The organism is Glaciimonas sp. OK215, from assembly GCF_057787885.1.
Map to the genome: position 1 here is coordinate 5,968,416 of NZ_CM173544.1, position 14,759 is coordinate 5,983,174.

11 protein-coding genes are annotated in these 14,759 nt (G+C 58.2%); 7 read left to right on the forward strand and 4 right to left on the reverse strand.

The window, feature by feature from the left end; translation table 11 throughout:
• Positions 1-51 precede the first annotated feature (51 nt).
• From AC3CHX_RS27605 to AC3CHX_RS27620, 4 genes are all read left to right on the forward strand, one after another.
• On the forward strand, positions 52-510 hold the full coding sequence (locus AC3CHX_RS27605; RefSeq protein WP_488631130.1) for an Lrp/AsnC ligand binding domain-containing protein: 459 nt from the start codon (positions 52-54) through the stop codon (positions 508-510).
• A 331-nt stretch (positions 511-841) separates the two neighbouring features.
• A complete protein-coding gene (locus tag AC3CHX_RS27610) occupies positions 842-4,051 on the forward strand; it encodes an efflux RND transporter permease subunit (protein ID WP_488631131.1) in 3,210 nt (1,069 codons plus the stop codon).
• Position 4,052: 1 nt separating this feature from the next.
• The gene (locus AC3CHX_RS27615) at positions 4,053-5,312 is read left to right on the forward strand and encodes an efflux RND transporter periplasmic adaptor subunit (RefSeq protein ID WP_488631132.1); all 1,260 of its coding nucleotides are present in this window, start codon (positions 4,053-4,055) and stop codon (positions 5,310-5,312) included.
• Entirely contained in the window at positions 5,309-6,745 is a 1,437-nt protein-coding gene (locus AC3CHX_RS27620; RefSeq protein ID WP_488631133.1) for an efflux transporter outer membrane subunit, read from the forward strand. The genes AC3CHX_RS27615 and AC3CHX_RS27620 overlap by 4 nt, the downstream gene beginning before the upstream one ends.
• 4 nt (positions 6,746-6,749) lie before the next feature.
• Here AC3CHX_RS27620 and gntR read toward each other — a convergent pair whose 3' ends face one another.
• Positions 6,750-7,820, reverse strand: a complete 1,071-nt coding sequence (gene gntR / locus AC3CHX_RS27625; RefSeq protein WP_488631134.1) for an HTH-type transcriptional regulator GntR — start codon at positions 7,818-7,820, stop codon at positions 6,750-6,752.
• A gap of 527 nt (positions 7,821-8,347) precedes the next feature.
• Here gntR and gntK point away from each other — a divergent pair.
• A complete protein-coding gene (gene gntK / locus AC3CHX_RS27630) occupies positions 8,348-9,940 on the forward strand; it encodes a gluconokinase (RefSeq protein ID WP_488631135.1) in 1,593 nt (530 codons plus the stop codon).
• A 45-nt stretch (positions 9,941-9,985) separates the two neighbouring features.
• Here the strand turns inward: gntK and AC3CHX_RS27635 are convergent, their stop codons facing one another.
• Positions 9,986-10,381 carry a VOC family protein gene (locus AC3CHX_RS27635; protein ID WP_488631136.1) on the reverse strand — a complete coding sequence of 132 codons (396 nt, stop codon included), beginning with the start codon at positions 10,379-10,381 and terminating at the stop codon, positions 9,986-9,988.
• 62 nt (positions 10,382-10,443) lie between these two features.
• On the reverse strand, positions 10,444-11,403 hold the full coding sequence (locus tag AC3CHX_RS27640) for a LysR family transcriptional regulator (RefSeq protein ID WP_488631137.1): 960 nt from the start codon (positions 11,401-11,403) through the stop codon (positions 10,444-10,446).
• A gap of 480 nt (positions 11,404-11,883) precedes the next feature.
• On the opposite strand from AC3CHX_RS27640, the gene AC3CHX_RS27645 reads away from it, so the two are divergent.
• Complete coding sequence (locus AC3CHX_RS27645; protein WP_488631138.1) at positions 11,884-12,192, forward strand: hypothetical protein; 309 nt, start codon at positions 11,884-11,886, stop codon at positions 12,190-12,192.
• A 13-nt stretch (positions 12,193-12,205) separates the two neighbouring features.
• A complete protein-coding gene (locus tag AC3CHX_RS27650) occupies positions 12,206-12,505 on the forward strand; it encodes a DUF2798 domain-containing protein (RefSeq protein WP_488631139.1) in 300 nt (99 codons plus the stop codon).
• 202 nt (positions 12,506-12,707) lie between these two features.
• Here AC3CHX_RS27650 and AC3CHX_RS27655 read toward each other — a convergent pair whose 3' ends face one another.
• Positions 12,708-14,564, reverse strand: a complete 1,857-nt coding sequence (locus AC3CHX_RS27655) for a phosphoenolpyruvate carboxykinase (GTP) (protein ID WP_488631140.1) — start codon at positions 14,562-14,564, stop codon at positions 12,708-12,710.
• Between the last annotated feature and the right edge of the window lie 195 nt (positions 14,565-14,759).

A 14,759-nucleotide genomic window follows, 5' to 3' on the forward strand; every position in this document is an offset into this window, starting at 1 on the left:
GTTATTAATGAGAAAATTTCACCGAATAAAATTTTTCGGGAAGTAACCACCATGCTCGACAAGATCAGCAAAAAAATTCTGTCCGAATTACAAAACGACGGCCGTATCAGCAATGTCGATTTGTCGGCACGGGTGAATCTGTCGCCTGCGGCTTGCCTGGAGCGTGTGCGCAAATTGCAGGATGCCGGCTACATCATGCATTACACGGCCCAACTCAACCCGCAGTTGCTGGATGTGGCGCTGCTGGTATTCATCGAAGTGGTGCTGGACCGCACCACGCCGGAAGTCTTCGATGCCTTCAGCAAGAGCGTCCAGGTGATCCCGGAAGTTCTGGAATGCCACATGGTGGCTGGCGGTTTCGATTATCTGGTCAAGGCACGTGTCAAAGACATGAACGCCTATCGGGAATTTCTCGGCAAATCCCTGTTGCAACTGAAAGGCGTCCGTGAAACCCATACCTATGCGGTGATGGAAGAAGTCAAACACACCACCCGACTGCCGATTCGTTGATTGCGTATTCTTCCCTGGCGCATCGGTGCTTACGCATCACTGCTTAACTTCGCGCCCGCGAAGTTAATGCTATAAAGGCATCATTTATCGGTCGCTGAATCGGTAAAAGTCTCTCGACAAAAAAACCATCCATCGCGATAGATACGCCGTGCAATTGCCAGGCATCCCGCGTAAATTACGTGTGAGTTGTCAACGCCGTTAATCGACGCGGCAACCCTCGCGCAGCGCAGGCGGACGCGCAAAATATCGCGAAAAGACGCGAGCATATCTGTTTGCGAAAATTCGGCTACCATCTCAAAACGTCGTTCATCAATGCGGAAATTTACCTAAGATGTGGATTGTTCAAATTGCATTGCGGCGGCCTTACACGTTCATCGTGATGGCGTTATTGATTTTGCTGTCGACGCCGCTGGTCCTGACCAAGATGGCGACCGACATTTTCCCCGACATCAATATTCCGGTCATCAGCATCATCTGGAACTACGGCGGCCTGTCGGCCCAGGATATGGGGCAGCGCATCGCTGCAGCCAACGAGCGCAGCCTGACGACGACGGTCAACGACATCGAGCACATTGAATCGCAATCGCTGGCCGGCATCTCCATCATCAAGATTTTCTTTCAGCCGACTGCGAATATCCAGACGGCGATTGCGCAAGTGGTGGCGATCGAGCAGGCGCAAATACGCCAGTTGCCGCCCGGCATCACACCGCCGCTGATCATCAAATATTCAGCGTCCAGTATTCCCGTCATTCAGCTTGGGCTGTCCAGTCCGACCATGACCGAACAGGCGCTGTTCGATACCGCCGTCAATTTTCTGAGACCGCAGCTGATCACCATCCCCGGCGCGGCCATACCGTATCCTTACGGCGGCAAATCGCGCCTGGTGTCGGTCGATCTGGATACCCAGGCGATGTTGTCCAAAGGACTCACGCCGACCGATGTGGTGAATGCGGTCAATGCCCAAAACCTGGCCTTGCCGTCCGGCACCGCCAAGATCGGCAGCACCGAATTCAACGTCAGCCTGAATGGTTCGCCCGATTCGATCGCCGGCCTGAACAACCTCCCGGTGCTGGCCAAAAACGGCACCACCACCTATCTTTCCGAAGTCGCCCGGGTGCGCGACGGCTTTTCGCCGCAAACCAATATCGTGCGCCAGAACGGCCAGCGCGGCGTGCTGATTTCGGTATTGAAGAATGGCGGCTCGTCGACACTGGATATTGTCAGTACGCTACGTGCATTACTGCCGACCGCGTTGCAATCCCTGCCGCAAGACTTGAAAATCACCCCGCTGTTCGATCAGTCGCTGTTCGTCAAGGCGGCGATCAGCGGCGTGGTCCACGAGGCGCTGATCGCCGCCTGCCTGACCGCCGCGCTGATTCTGTTGTTCCTCGGCAACTGGCGCAGCACCTGCATCATTGCCGTGTCGATCCCGCTGTCCATCCTGGCGCTGTATGCATTGGGCGAAACCATCAACATCATGACATTGGGCGGGCTGGCGCTCGCGGTCGGGATATTGGTGGACGATGCCACCGTCACCATCGAGAACATCGAACGGCATTTGCATCAGGGTTCGGATTTGCATAAGGCGATCCTGGAAGGCGCCGGCGAAATTGCCATACCGGCGCTGGTCTCGACGCTGTGCATCTGTATCGTATTCGTGCCGATGTTTTTCCTGACCGGCGTGGCGCGCTACCTGTTCGTGCCGCTGGCCGAAGCGGTGGTGTTTGCCATGCTGGCGTCGTATGTGTTGTCGCGTACGCTGGTGCCGACCATGGTGATGCTGATGATGGATCAGGCACCAGCCGATCCGTCCGCCAAACCGAGCCTGCTGCAACGGACTTATCGCAAATTCGACGCCGCCTTTGAAAAGTTTCGCGGCGGCTACATCCTCATCCTGTCGACGCTGCTGACCCATCGCAAAACGTTCGGCGGCCTGTTCCTGGCATTTTGCGTGTTGTCCTGCGGCCTGGTATTCGGGCTGGGGCGCGACTTTTTCCCGAGTGTCGATTCCGGCCAGATCCGGCTGCACATGCGGGCGCCGACCGGTACCCGCATCGAAGAAACCGCGCGCCTGGCCGACCAGGTGGATAAGGTTATCCGCGAGATCGTACCGGCCAGGGAACTTGGCACCGTGCTCGACAATCTGGGCCTGCCGTACAGCGGCATCAACCTCTCGTACAGCAACGCCGGCACCATCGGCACACTGGATGGTGAAATCCAGATATCGCTGAACGAAGGCCATCGCCCGACCGCCATCTATATCGACCAACTGCGGCGGGAACTGCCACGGCGTTTTCCGGGCCTGGAATTTTTCTTCCAGCCGGCGGACATCGTCACCCAGATCCTTAACTTCGGTTTGCCGGCAGCGCTCGATGTGCAGATTGCCGGCGCCGATCTGCCCACCAATTACGCGTTTGCCAGCAAGCTGATGAAGCAAGTCAAGCAGATTCCGGGCGCGGTCGACGTCCATATCCAGCAAAAACTCAATCAGCCGACGCTGGCGCTGAACATGGACCGCAGCCAGATCAAGCAGCTCGGCCTGAACCCGGTCGACGTCGCCCAGAATTTGCTGGTGTCCTTGTCAGGCAGCTTCCAGACCGCCCCGGCGTTCTGGCTCAATCCTGCCAATGGCGTGGTCTACAGCATCGCCGTGCAAACGCCGCAATACCAGCTCAACGATCTCGACGCATTGCTGCGCACACCGGTCAGCGCAAACGCGGCGGCAGCCAATACGGGCAATGGCGTGGTACCGACCCAGCTCCTCAGCAATCTGGTCCAGGTGCGGCCCGCGCAACAGCTGGCGGACGTCTCGCATTACAACATCTCGCCGGTGATCGATCTCTACGTTAGCGTGGAAGGGCGCGATTTGGGCGGTGTTTCCAATCAGGTGGAAAAGCTGGTCGAGCAGTTACGGCCGAACCTGCCGCGTGGTACCCAGATCGTGATCCGCGGTCAGGTGGAAACCATGAGAACGTCGTTCATCGGCTTAGGCATCGGCCTGTTGATGGCGATCGTGCTGGTCTATCTGCTGATCGTCGTCAATTTCCAGTCCTGGGTCGACCCTTTCATCATCATCAGCGCGCTGCCGGCCGCGCTGGCGGGTATCGCCTGGATGCTGTTCCTGACCGGCACCACGCTCAGCGTACCGGCCTTGACCGGTGCCATCATGACCATGGGAGTGGCTACCGCCAACAGTATTCTGGTGATATCGTTTGCCCGCCAGCGCCTCAACGACGGCCTGCCGCCGCTGTCGGCAGCGCTGGAAGCCGGCGCAACCCGCATCCGGCCCGTGCTGATGACGGCGCTGGCGATGATCATCGGCATGATCCCGATGGCGATCGGTTTCGGCGAGGGCGCCGAGCAAAATGCACCGCTCGGGCGCGCGGTGATCGGCGGCTTGCTGTTTGCCACGGTCTCAACCCTGTTTTTCGTTCCTATCGTTTTTGCCGGGATTCACCGCGCTTTGGAGCACCGCAAGGAAGCCCGCTCGGCAAACCGGCCGCACCCAACATTGCCTGCTGTAGAAGAAGGGGATTCCTGATATGTCTGAAAAACGCCACGCCACGCTCGGTATCCATGGCGCGGAGCCGGACGCTCTCGCGCACGGCGACGCGTCTGCGCCGCATCATCCGCAGCGCGGCCCCATCCTGAGACGCGCCAAGCTCATCGGCGCCGGCATCCTGGCCTTGCTGCTGCTGGGGGCAATTGCGACCGTCGTGTTGCGCCTCGTCCACGCACGGGCACTAGCCGCATCGACCACCGAACAAGCCCGGCTTTACGTGACGACGATCAACGCCAGAACGGTCGACACGAGTGAGCCGCTGACCTTGCCCGGCACCTTGCAGGGGATCATTGAATCGCCGATTTATGCCCGCAGCAGCGGTTATGTATTGCGCTGGAATAAAGACATCGGTGCCCATGTCGGCAAAGGTGAATTGCTGGCCGAAATCGACACACCCGAAGTCGACCAGCAACTGTCGCAAGCCATTGCTGCGCGGCAACAGGCGGCGTCCAGCCTTGATCTGGCGAAGAGTTCGGCCGAGCGTTGGGAAGCGCTGCGCAAAAAAGATGCGGTAACGCAACAGGAACTGAACGAGCGCAGCAGTGCCTTCGTGCAAGCGCAAGCCAATCTTGCCGCCGCCGACGCGAATGTGCGGCGTCTGCAGAAGCTTGAAGATTTCAAGAAAGTGCTGGCGCCGTTTGCCGGCGTGGTGACACGCCGCAGCGTGAATGTCGGCGACCTGATCGACGCCGGTAACGGCGGTGCCGGGCGCGCGCTGTTCACGCTGGCGCAGGTCGATCCGCTGCGGGTGTATGTGTACGTGCCGCAAGCGTATGCACAACGTATCAAGATCGGCGATCCGGTCGGCATCACCCAAAGCGAACTGGCCGGTCAGGTATTCCGCGGCAGCGTAGCGCGCACCGCCGGCGCGATCGATGCCGCCACGCGCACCATGCAGATTGAAGTCAACCTGCCCAACCACGACAACAAGCTGCTGGCCGGTGCCTATGTGCAGGTTGCGCTGCCGGTCAGCGGTACGTCGAATGTCCTGCTGGTGCCGCCCAACGTGATTCTGTTCCGCCCCGAAGGTACCCGCATCGCGGTGGTCGACGGCAGCGGTCACGTCAAGCTCAACACCGTTATCATCGGCCGCGACCTCGGCAATTCACTGGAAATCCTCAGCGGCATCAGCGCCACCGACCAACTGGTGCTGAATCCGGCCGATTCGCTGGCCGACAACGATGTCGTGACGGTGGTGCAGCCGAAGCCGGCAGCACCTGCGAAGAAAGCCAGGTCATGAAACCAGCGCACCGCCTGGCACTGCTGAGTGCCGTCGCCTTGCTGGCAGGCTGCGCCAGCGGCCCGGATTACAAGAAGCCCGACATCAGCATGCCGGCGGCCTGGCAGTTCGCGACACCATTTCACCCAGGGACGCCGAATGACGGCGCGTTGAAGGGCGACTGGTGGGAGTTGTTTCAGGATGCGCAACTGAATCAGCTGGAACAGCAGGCACTGGCGCAAAATCAAACCCTGCGCATTGCGGCTGCGCATCTCGAGCAGGCCCGCGCGCAAGTTACGGTCAGCGCCGCCGGACTGTTTCCGCAAGTCGGCTTGCAAACCGGCGCCGCGCGCGAAAAAAGCTCGGCCAACCGGCCGCTGGCGGCCTACGGCACGCCCAATCAATCTACCGTGCAAAACAATTTCCAGCTCGGTTTTAGCGTCAATTATGAAGCCGACTTGTTCGGTCGCGTGCGCCGCACGGTTGAAGGCGCGCGTGCTTCCGCCGAGCAAGCCACAGCGGACTTTGAGAATGTGCGGCTGGTGCTGATGGCGGAACTGGCCACCGATTATTTCAACCTGCGCGAACTCGATGCTGAAATTGACGTCGTGCGCCAGGGGATCGGCTTGCAAGAGAAGGCATTCAACTTCATTACCGATCGGCACGATCTCGGGATCGCCTCCGGCCTGGACCTGGCGCAACAGCAGGCACTGCTCGACGCCAGCAAGACCCAGCTCGAGTTATTGCAAAATCAGCGCGCGCAATTCGAACACGCGCTGGCAACCATGACCGGCACGCCGGCCCCCGGTTTCACGCTGGTGGCGGCGGTGCTGACGTCGGTAGCGCCGCCGCTGCCGGTCGGTTTGCCGTCCGATGTGTTGCAGCGCCGCCCCGACGTGGCCTCCGCCGAACGCGCCATGGCCGCCGCGAATGCGAATATCGGCGTCGCCCGCGCGGCCTACTTCCCGACTATCCTGCTGCAGCCAAACGGCGGTTGGGACAGCAATCAAATCGGCAATTTGCTGAGCGCGCCCAGCCTGCTCTGGTCGCTCGGGGCCGCAGTCACGCAAACCCTGTTTGACGCCGGCAAAACCCGCGCCGGCGTCAAGATTGCCGAAGCCTCATACAGCGCTGCGGTGGCCGGCTACCGGCAAAGCGTATTGGTTGCCATGCAGGAAGTCGAAGACGGCATTGACGGCATGGCGATGCTCGGCCGCGCCGGCCAGCAGGCCGAAGCCGGCGTGCGCAGTTCGCAACGGGTGCTAGAACTCGCCAACGACCGCTACAGCGGCGGCCTCGCCACCTATCTCGACGTGATCATCGCGCAGCAAGCGCTGCTGGCCAATCAGCGCCAGGCAGTACAGATCCATGGCCAGCAAATGCTGACCGCGGTATTCCTGGTCAAGGCGCTGGGCGGCGGGTGGCAGGGAAATGCGATGCAGGCTTCCAGGTAACGAACTAGGTACTGCCCCGAATCGCCAGCTCAAAGCCAAGATCGATGCGCGATTTTTCTATCGGTTTACCTTTGAGTGTTTTCAGTAACAGCTCGGCCGCAATGTAGCCGATGTCATAGCGCGGTGTGACGATGGAGGTAATCGCCGGATTGGATTGCGCCGCCCACGGCAAGTCGTTAAAACCGGCAATCGCCATTTGAGTCGGTACCGCGATGCCGCGCCGCTGGCATTCAAACAGCACGCCGAGTGCCAGATCATCGTTACAGCAAAACACGGCGTCGCAATCTGGTGTCTGTTGCAGGATTTGGGAAAGTAATTGCGCCCCGAGTTCTATCGTCGACGGCACCGGCAGCAGCACTTCAAAATTCGGGTTGAGACCTGCTTCGCTCAAGCCTTTGCGAAAACCTTCGCGCCGTTTCATCATGCGCGGATCAAGTTGCGCGGCGATGAAGGCCGGGCGCTTGTAGCCGCGTTCAATCAGATGGCGGGCGACGCTGTAGCCGGCCTTTGTTTGGGAGAAACCGACGGTCAGATCGTTGCTGTTTTTACTCAGATCGAACATCCGTACGGCGGGAATATTATTGCTCGCCAGTTGCACCCGCACCGACTCTTGCTGTTCGATTCCCGTCAACAAAAAACCGTCCGGCGCATGTGCCATATAGGTCGAGATCAACTGGTTTTCTTTGTCCGCCGAGTAACGGCTTTCGCCAATCAGAAACTGGTAACCGGCCTGGCTCAGGCAATCGCGAATGCCGCTCAGCGTGTCGATGAAAACGGCATTGGTCAGAGACGGTACGATCACGCCGATAACCTGCGATTTGGCCGAAGCCAGCGTGCTCGCCGCCTGGTTTGGCACGTAACCCAGTTTTTTGACGACGGCGGTAATCCGATCGCGCGATTTTTGCTGCACCAGCTCCGGCGATTTCAGCGCACGCGAGACCGTCATCGGGCTGACGTTGGCGGCTTGTGCGACATCGGTAATCGTTACCCTGCCGGTGGCGCGGCCGCGGCGCGGCGGCGTGATTTTCGGTACGCTTGCAGCGATGCCGGGTTTTGCAGTTTGTCTTGCACTCATGGGGTCATTTTTTTACGGTTGCACGGGCTATCAGTGTCTCTTTATGCGCCACTTACAAGCATCTGTTTTTGCTTAATTCGCTGATTTGCGCCTACTGATATTTTTTTTTGGCTGCGGCCACGATATTACCTTCTTTCGGAAAGCGCTCTGCGTCTTTTTTAGGCCTTCCTGGATATGCAGGGGCGCGCTGGGCAGAGCGCAGCGATATCTGGCATTTACATCAATTTTGGCGCAAATATCAGTTTTTCATTTGTGCAGTCAGGTGTTGGCTATTCTTCATCAACCGAGCCAGCACCGCATAATTTCCAAGCACAAAAGATTTGACAGAAAAAAATCGATGCAGCTATGATGTGCGGATGGATGTTAGCGCTAACATAGATACTATCAAGCTAAATCCCGGGACCGCAGCTTTTGTTGGCAACAAGGAATAGAATCTGTTGCTAACAGTTGGCAGGACTTACAACTATGGTCGTGGCGCCAGCATCGCTGATGCTGCGAATCGTTTCATATAATTGCAAGGATGTCACATGTCAGACGAGTCTCCGCAGCGCGGTACGCAAGTGTCTCATCAGGAATACATGCTGGGTGTGGATATCGGCACCACCAGCACCAAGGCGGTGCTGTTCACGCTGACCGGCCGGGTCGTGGCGCAGCACGCGGTTGAGTATCCGTTGCTGTGCACGATAGCGGATATGGCGGAGCAGGACCCGTCACAAATTTACGCAGCCGTATTGACCACGATTCAACAGGCCGTCAGCCTGGCTCAGGCCCGCGCCGAGCAGGTTGTTCTGGTGTCTTTCAGTGCGGCGATGCATAGCGTGATCGCGATCGGCGAAGATGATCGGCCGCTGACCAATAGCATCACATGGGCCGACAATCGGGCCGGTGCGTGGGCTGACAAAATTCGTCATGAGATGGATGGCCACGCGATTTATTTGCGCACCGGGACCCCGATTCATCCGATGTCGCCGCTGTGTAAATTGATGTGGTTGCGGCACGCTCAGCCGGAGATTTTTTCACGCAGTGCGCGTTTTGTCGGCATCAAGGAATATGTATTTCACCGCATGTTCGGACAGTGGCTGGTCGATCATTCGATTGCTTCAGCCACCGGCATGTTCAATCTGCAGCAGCTGGATTGGGACAGCGGCGCGCTGGAACTGATCGGCGTCGCCGCTGCACAACTTTCGCAGCCGGTGCCGACAACTTACCAGCTAAGCGGATTGGCGCCGGCGCTGGCGCAGCAGCTCGGATTGTCGACGAGCACACCGTTTGTTGTCGGTGCCAATGACGGCGTGTTGTCCAACCTCGGTGTCAACGCGATTGCGCCGGGACAGGTCGCGGTCACCATCGGTACTTCAGGCGCGCTGCGCACAGTGGTCGACCGGCCGCTAACCGATCCTGCCGGCCGTACTTTTTGCTATGCACTGACTGAAAATCATTGGGTCGTCGGCGGACCGATCAACAATGGCGGCAGTATCTTGCGCTGGGTGCGCGACGAGTTGGCCACTGCGGAAGCGGCTGACGCCAGGCAGCGCGGCCTCGATCCTTATGATGCGTTAATGGGCATCGCCGGGCAGGTCAGTGCCGGTGCCGACGGTTTGCTGTTCCATCCTTATCTGGCGGGCGAACGGGCACCGTTATGGAATGCCGATGCGCGCGGTTCGTTCTTTGGACTGGCCATGCATCATGGCAAACCGCACATGATACGCGCGGCATTGGAAGGTGTGATTTTCAGCTTGTACAGCATTTTGCCGGCGCTCGAGGAATTGATCGGGCCAACCCGGCGCATGATGGCGACCGGCGGTTTTGCCCGCTCCGCGCTGTGGCGGCAAATGATGGCGGATATTTTTGAGCGCGAAGTGGTGGTGCCGGAAAGTGTCGAGTCATCCTGTCTCGGCGCTGCTGTATTGGGCCTGTATGCGCTGGGCCGGATTGCCTCGCTGGAGGCGATTGCCGATATGGTGGGATCGACCCATCATCATCAACCTGATCCGGAAAATGTGGCGATCTATCAGCAACTGTGGCCGATTTACGCGGCAATTCCGAAGCAGTTGGAAGCGCAGTATCGCGAACTGGCGCAGTTTCAGCGGCGGCTGTCAGCGTCGGATGCATCGAGATAATCCGCTGGCCTGAACATGCGGCATCTGCGGGCCGGCTTGCGCAACTTACTCCGCGCGGTGACAAACCGCCTCGACCCGGTTGCCAAACGGATCAATCAGAAATGCGCCGAAATAATGCGGATGGTAATGCGTTCGCAGGCCGGGCGCACCGTCATCGCTGCCGCCCTGCGCCAGACCCGCGTGGAAAAATGCGCTGACTTGCGCCCGGCTGGATGCCTTGAAACACCAATGGCGCTGCTGGTTGTAGTTGGCGTCTGGCGAGGGATAAATGGCGAGATAGGTATGCAGGTCCTCCTCGGCGCTGCAGCGTGCGCCGTAACCGATGGCGTCGACCAGGTCATACACTTTTTCGACGCCCAGGGCGCGCATGATTGCATCGTAAAACGGCCGGGCGATATCGAGGTCGGGAACCGCAATCGAGACGTGATCTAAAACAAACATATCGTACCTGTTATGTTGGGACTGGTTTTGCTCAGCCGGTTGAGTGCGCTTGCCGCCGCTCTCTATTCTTCGATGCTGATCTGGGTAAACCTGGCGTGCGCGGTATCCGCCAGATGGGCGCGTAACCACTTGTGTGCCGGGTTGCGGACATCGCGTTCGTGCCACAGCATGTCGACATGGACGGCGGGCGTCGCAAACGGCAGTTCGCGTGCCACCAGCACGTCGGTCATGCCGGTAGCGCCGATCAGATGGCGCGGCAGTACCGTCAACAGATCCGAGCTGGCGATGACGCTCCCGGCAGTAAAGTATTGATTCACGGTCAGCAGAATCCGCCGTTTGCGATTTATCGCGGCCAGCGTTTCGTCGATCAAGCCATGCGCACGGCCGGAAAAGCTGACCAGCAAATGGTGAGCGTCGCAGTAGTTTTCGAGGGTGAGCGGTGTTTGCGCCAGCGGGTGCTCCTTGCGCATCACGCAGACATATTTGCCGGTGTACAGACGCTCATGGTGGATAGGTGAGGCCGAAGTGGTCTGGCTACCGGCCAACTGCGCGGTGACGCCGGGGAAAAAGCCGATCGCCAGATCGACATCGCCGCGCATCAGCATTTGTCGTGGGTCGCGTGTGGTCAGCGGTACCATCCGGATATTCAGTTGCGGTGCTTCACGTTCGATGGTGCGGACCAATGCGGGAAGCCAGAGCGCAGCCGTGGCGTCAGCCATTGCCATTTGAAAAGTGGTGTGCGCGCGTGAGACATCGAAAGTTTCCGGCGTAATCGCGACTTCCAGATCGGTTAGCGCACGTCGTACCGATGGCCATAGTTCTTCGGCGTATTGGGTCGGCTTGACGCCGTGTGCGGTGCGGATCAGCAGCTCGTCGTTGAGAGAGTCGCGCAAGCGCTTTAACGCATTTGACACCGCCGGTTGCGTCATCGCCAGTCGGCTGGCGGCGCGGGTCAGGTTTTGCTCGGTCATTACTGCATCAAATACGCGCAGCAAATTCAAATCAAGCGTCAAAAAGCTCATGTTCAGACCATGGTTGGTTATGTGGAGTAAGCAGTGGCGATCGCGCTATTTTTTAATTGCTGCAACACATATAGGCAGATTTCCGGTATTCATGAAGTTTATAACTGTTATATAAAAAAGCAATAATAAATTTCACAAACAATTAACATACTGCGTTGCAGCATAGCAGGTATCAGAAAAGTAAGATGACGTCTGCCATTCCCTGCACTGACGCGCCCGCAGTGTCTCAATTAACAATTCAGACTAACGTTATCCGCTGTAAGTTCAACATCAGGGTTTTGAGCGCGGGATGGGGCCTCGCACCGGTCCCATTCGTGCCGTTGTGTCGGGACAATTGTTACATGGACCAAGAATAGCGTTACTGTCATCGGCATTATGCGCTCCAGGCATAACTGATATCCGAACTCACAATTGGATCAGCCCGGCTTGAGCGAATATACTGCAGTGCAACACACGAATACTATTCCCGACGCACATATCATGTCTCTCTTGTCCTTTGCCCTCCCCGCTGAAACGGCCCTGCCGTTTCTACTCTCCACCGCGACTGCCGCTGTGCGGCCGTTGCTGGGACTCGGTGCGACCGCGGCATTGGCCATGTACTTCAAACCGTTGTTGAGCGGCATTGTGCGTGCCGCATTATTGCTGATCAAGCCGCGTAAGTCGTTCGAACAACGGATAGCCCAGAGCCAGATTATCGGTCGCAAGCTGGCGCGTCGGATGGCGAACGATCAGGCCGGCAGTCAACCGAATCTGGCTGCGGAATTGCGTGGTCTGGCCGGCAGCGACTAGTTTGGAGGACGGCATGTATCAGTATTTATATTCAGATCAGGATCAACACCCCGCTTCAACGAACAAGCTGAACGTGTTGCGCAAGTCGCGCAGCCTGGCGTCCATGTTGCCGTCCTTTATGTTGTCCGCTGTGGTAACGTTAGCATTGACCGCGCTGATGCGTTTGATGTGGCTCGGTGTTGACCGACATTTTTTTAGCGCATGGATGGAAAGCTGGCTGACCTTGTGGCCAATCGCGTTTCCTATTATGTATTTGCTGAGTTCGCCTTTGCGTAAACTGGCTGCACGTATTTCACCGCAGGCGTCAGCTTGATGTACTAGCCCGCAGCACCACGAATGTCTCCTCCACCCTCCCCGGGTGGGTTCCCCCACCGGCGCTACGCTGCCCGTGGGGGTTTTTTTGCGCTCATCACCTGTGTGCCGGCAAATAAAAAAAGCGCAATCGGCTGTGAGCCATTGCGCTTTTTGGTTGCAGGATCAGCTCGCAGACTGTTCCCGGTGTCGTTTAAGAAAGATCAGTTCGCAAGGCGTTTTTCCAGCTTCGCCTTGACCTCTTCCAGTTCCTTCGGCAAGTGATGTTTCAGCTTTTCGAACAGCTCGGTATGGAGCTTGGTTTCCGCTTGCCACGCAGTATTGTCAATCGATGTAATCTGATCGAATTGCTGTTCACTGAAGTCGAGACCATCCCATTCCAGATCGCTAAACCGCGGCGTTGTGCCGAACAGATGTTCGACGCCACCGGCATTATTTTCCAGACGATCCAGCATCCATTTCAAGACCCGCATGTTGTCGCCGAAACCGGGCCAGACGAACTTGCCATCGGCATCGGTGCGGAACCAGTTGACGCAGAAGATCTTCGGCAGTTCGGCCTTTGATGCGGCAATCTTGCGGCCCATATTCAGCCAGTGCTGGAAATAGTCACTCATGTTGTAGCCGATGAATGGCAGCATCGCGAACGGATCGCGGCGCACGATGCCTTGCTGGCCGGCGGCGGCGGCGGTGGTCTCCGAACCCATGGTCGCAGCCATGTACACACCTTCGACCCAGTTGCGGGCTTCCGTAATGAGCGGCACGGTAGTCGAACGGCGGCCGCCGAAAATGAAGGCTGAAATCGGTACGCCGGCAGGATCGTCCCAAGCCGCATCGATCACTGGATTTTGTGTGGCAGCGACCGTAAAGCGGGCGTTTGGATGGGCCGCCTTGGCGCCGGTTTCCCGGGCGATGGCCGGGGTCCAGTCTTTACCTTGCCAGTCGATCAGATGCGCCGGGGCCTCCTTGCTGATGCCTTCCCACCAGACGTCGCCATCGTCAGTCAGTGCGACGTTGGTGAAGATGGTGTTGTCGCGCATCGATGCCATGCAGTTGAAGTTGGTTTTTTCGTTGGTGCCGGGCGCGACGCCAAAATAACCCGCTTCCGGATTGATCGCGTACAAGCGGCCATCTGCACCCGGCTTGATCCAGGCGATATCGTCGCCGATGGTGGTGACCTTCCAGCCTTCGAAACCGACTGGTGGAATCAGCATCGCAAAGTTGGTTTTGCCGCAGGCCGACGGGAATGCCGCTGCGACGTAGTGTTTTTTACCGGCGGGCGATTCGACGCCCAGAATCAACATGTGTTCGGCCAGCCAGCCGCCATCCCGGCCCATGGTGGAAGCGATGCGCAGTGCAAAGCATTTTTTGCCGAGCAAAGCGTTGCCGCCGTAGCCGGAACCGTAGGACCAGATCTCGCGCGTTTCCGGATAGTGAACGATGTACTTGGTCGGATTGCATGGCCAGGCAACGTCTTTCCGGCCATCTGTCAAAGGTGCGCCGACAGTATGTACGCACGGCACGAAGTCGCCATCGCTGCCCAGCACGTCATACACCGCTTTGCCCATGCGCGTCATGATGCGCATATTCACGGCAACGTATGGCGAGTCGGACAACTCAACGCCGATATGGGCAATCGAGGAGCCCAGCGGACCCATCGAGAACGGCACCACATACATCGTGCGGCCTTGCATGCAGCCATCGAACAAGCCGTTCAGGGTGCCGCGCATTTCGGCCGGATCGGTCCAGTTATTGGTCGGCCCCGCATCTTCCTTTTTTGCCGAGCAGATGAAGGTACGATCTTCGACGCGCGCCACGTCCGATGGATCGGAACACGCCAGATAACTGTTCGGGCGTTTGGCCTGATTCAGTTTTTTCATGGTGCCGACGGCGACCATTTCAGCGCACAGGCGGTCGTATTCTTCCTGCGAACCGTCGCACCAATAGACGTTGTCAGGCTTGGTCAGCACCGCGATTTCGCCGACCCAGTTAATCAGCTTTTGATGTTTGACGTACGCTGGTGGGTTGATGGCGCTGATGCCGGTGACGTGGGGATGATTCATGAAACTACCTCCGATATAGAAATCTTGTCTTGCCATGTGCCGGTACGGCTGGATCGCCGCCGGGCAATGCCGCCATCGAGAGCCTCGCGCCACGGCGGCCCGGTCGAAAGCTGCTTTGGTGTCGTCTTGTAAATAACGCTAATGCGTGCCCTGGCGCGCTGAAAATGGAATAATGTCCAGCGGCGCAACGCCCGT

Excerpts from the sequence above, each read along its gene's own strand:
- AC3CHX_RS27605 (WP_488631130.1), top strand. The coding sequence starts at position 52 with ATGCTCGACAAGATCAGCAAAAAAATTCTGTCCGAATTACAAAACGAC.
- AC3CHX_RS27610 (WP_488631131.1), top strand. The coding sequence starts at position 842 with ATGTGGATTGTTCAAATTGCATTGCGGCGGCCTTACACGTTCATCGTG.
- AC3CHX_RS27615 (WP_488631132.1), top strand. The coding sequence starts at position 4,053 with ATGTCTGAAAAACGCCACGCCACGCTCGGTATCCATGGCGCGGAGCCG.
- AC3CHX_RS27620 (WP_488631133.1), top strand. The coding sequence starts at position 5,309 with ATGAAACCAGCGCACCGCCTGGCACTGCTGAGTGCCGTCGCCTTGCTG.
- gntR (WP_488631134.1), bottom strand. The coding sequence starts at position 7,820 with ATGAGTGCAAGACAAACTGCAAAACCCGGCATCGCTGCAAGCGTACCG.
- gntK (WP_488631135.1), top strand. The coding sequence starts at position 8,348 with ATGTCAGACGAGTCTCCGCAGCGCGGTACGCAAGTGTCTCATCAGGAA.
- AC3CHX_RS27635 (WP_488631136.1), bottom strand. The coding sequence starts at position 10,381 with ATGTTTGTTTTAGATCACGTCTCGATTGCGGTTCCCGACCTCGATATC.
- AC3CHX_RS27640 (WP_488631137.1), bottom strand. The coding sequence starts at position 11,403 with ATGAGCTTTTTGACGCTTGATTTGAATTTGCTGCGCGTATTTGATGCA.
- AC3CHX_RS27645 (WP_488631138.1), top strand. The coding sequence starts at position 11,884 with ATGTCTCTCTTGTCCTTTGCCCTCCCCGCTGAAACGGCCCTGCCGTTT.
- AC3CHX_RS27650 (WP_488631139.1), top strand. The coding sequence starts at position 12,206 with ATGTATCAGTATTTATATTCAGATCAGGATCAACACCCCGCTTCAACG.
- AC3CHX_RS27655 (WP_488631140.1), bottom strand. The coding sequence starts at position 14,564 with ATGAATCATCCCCACGTCACCGGCATCAGCGCCATCAACCCACCAGCG.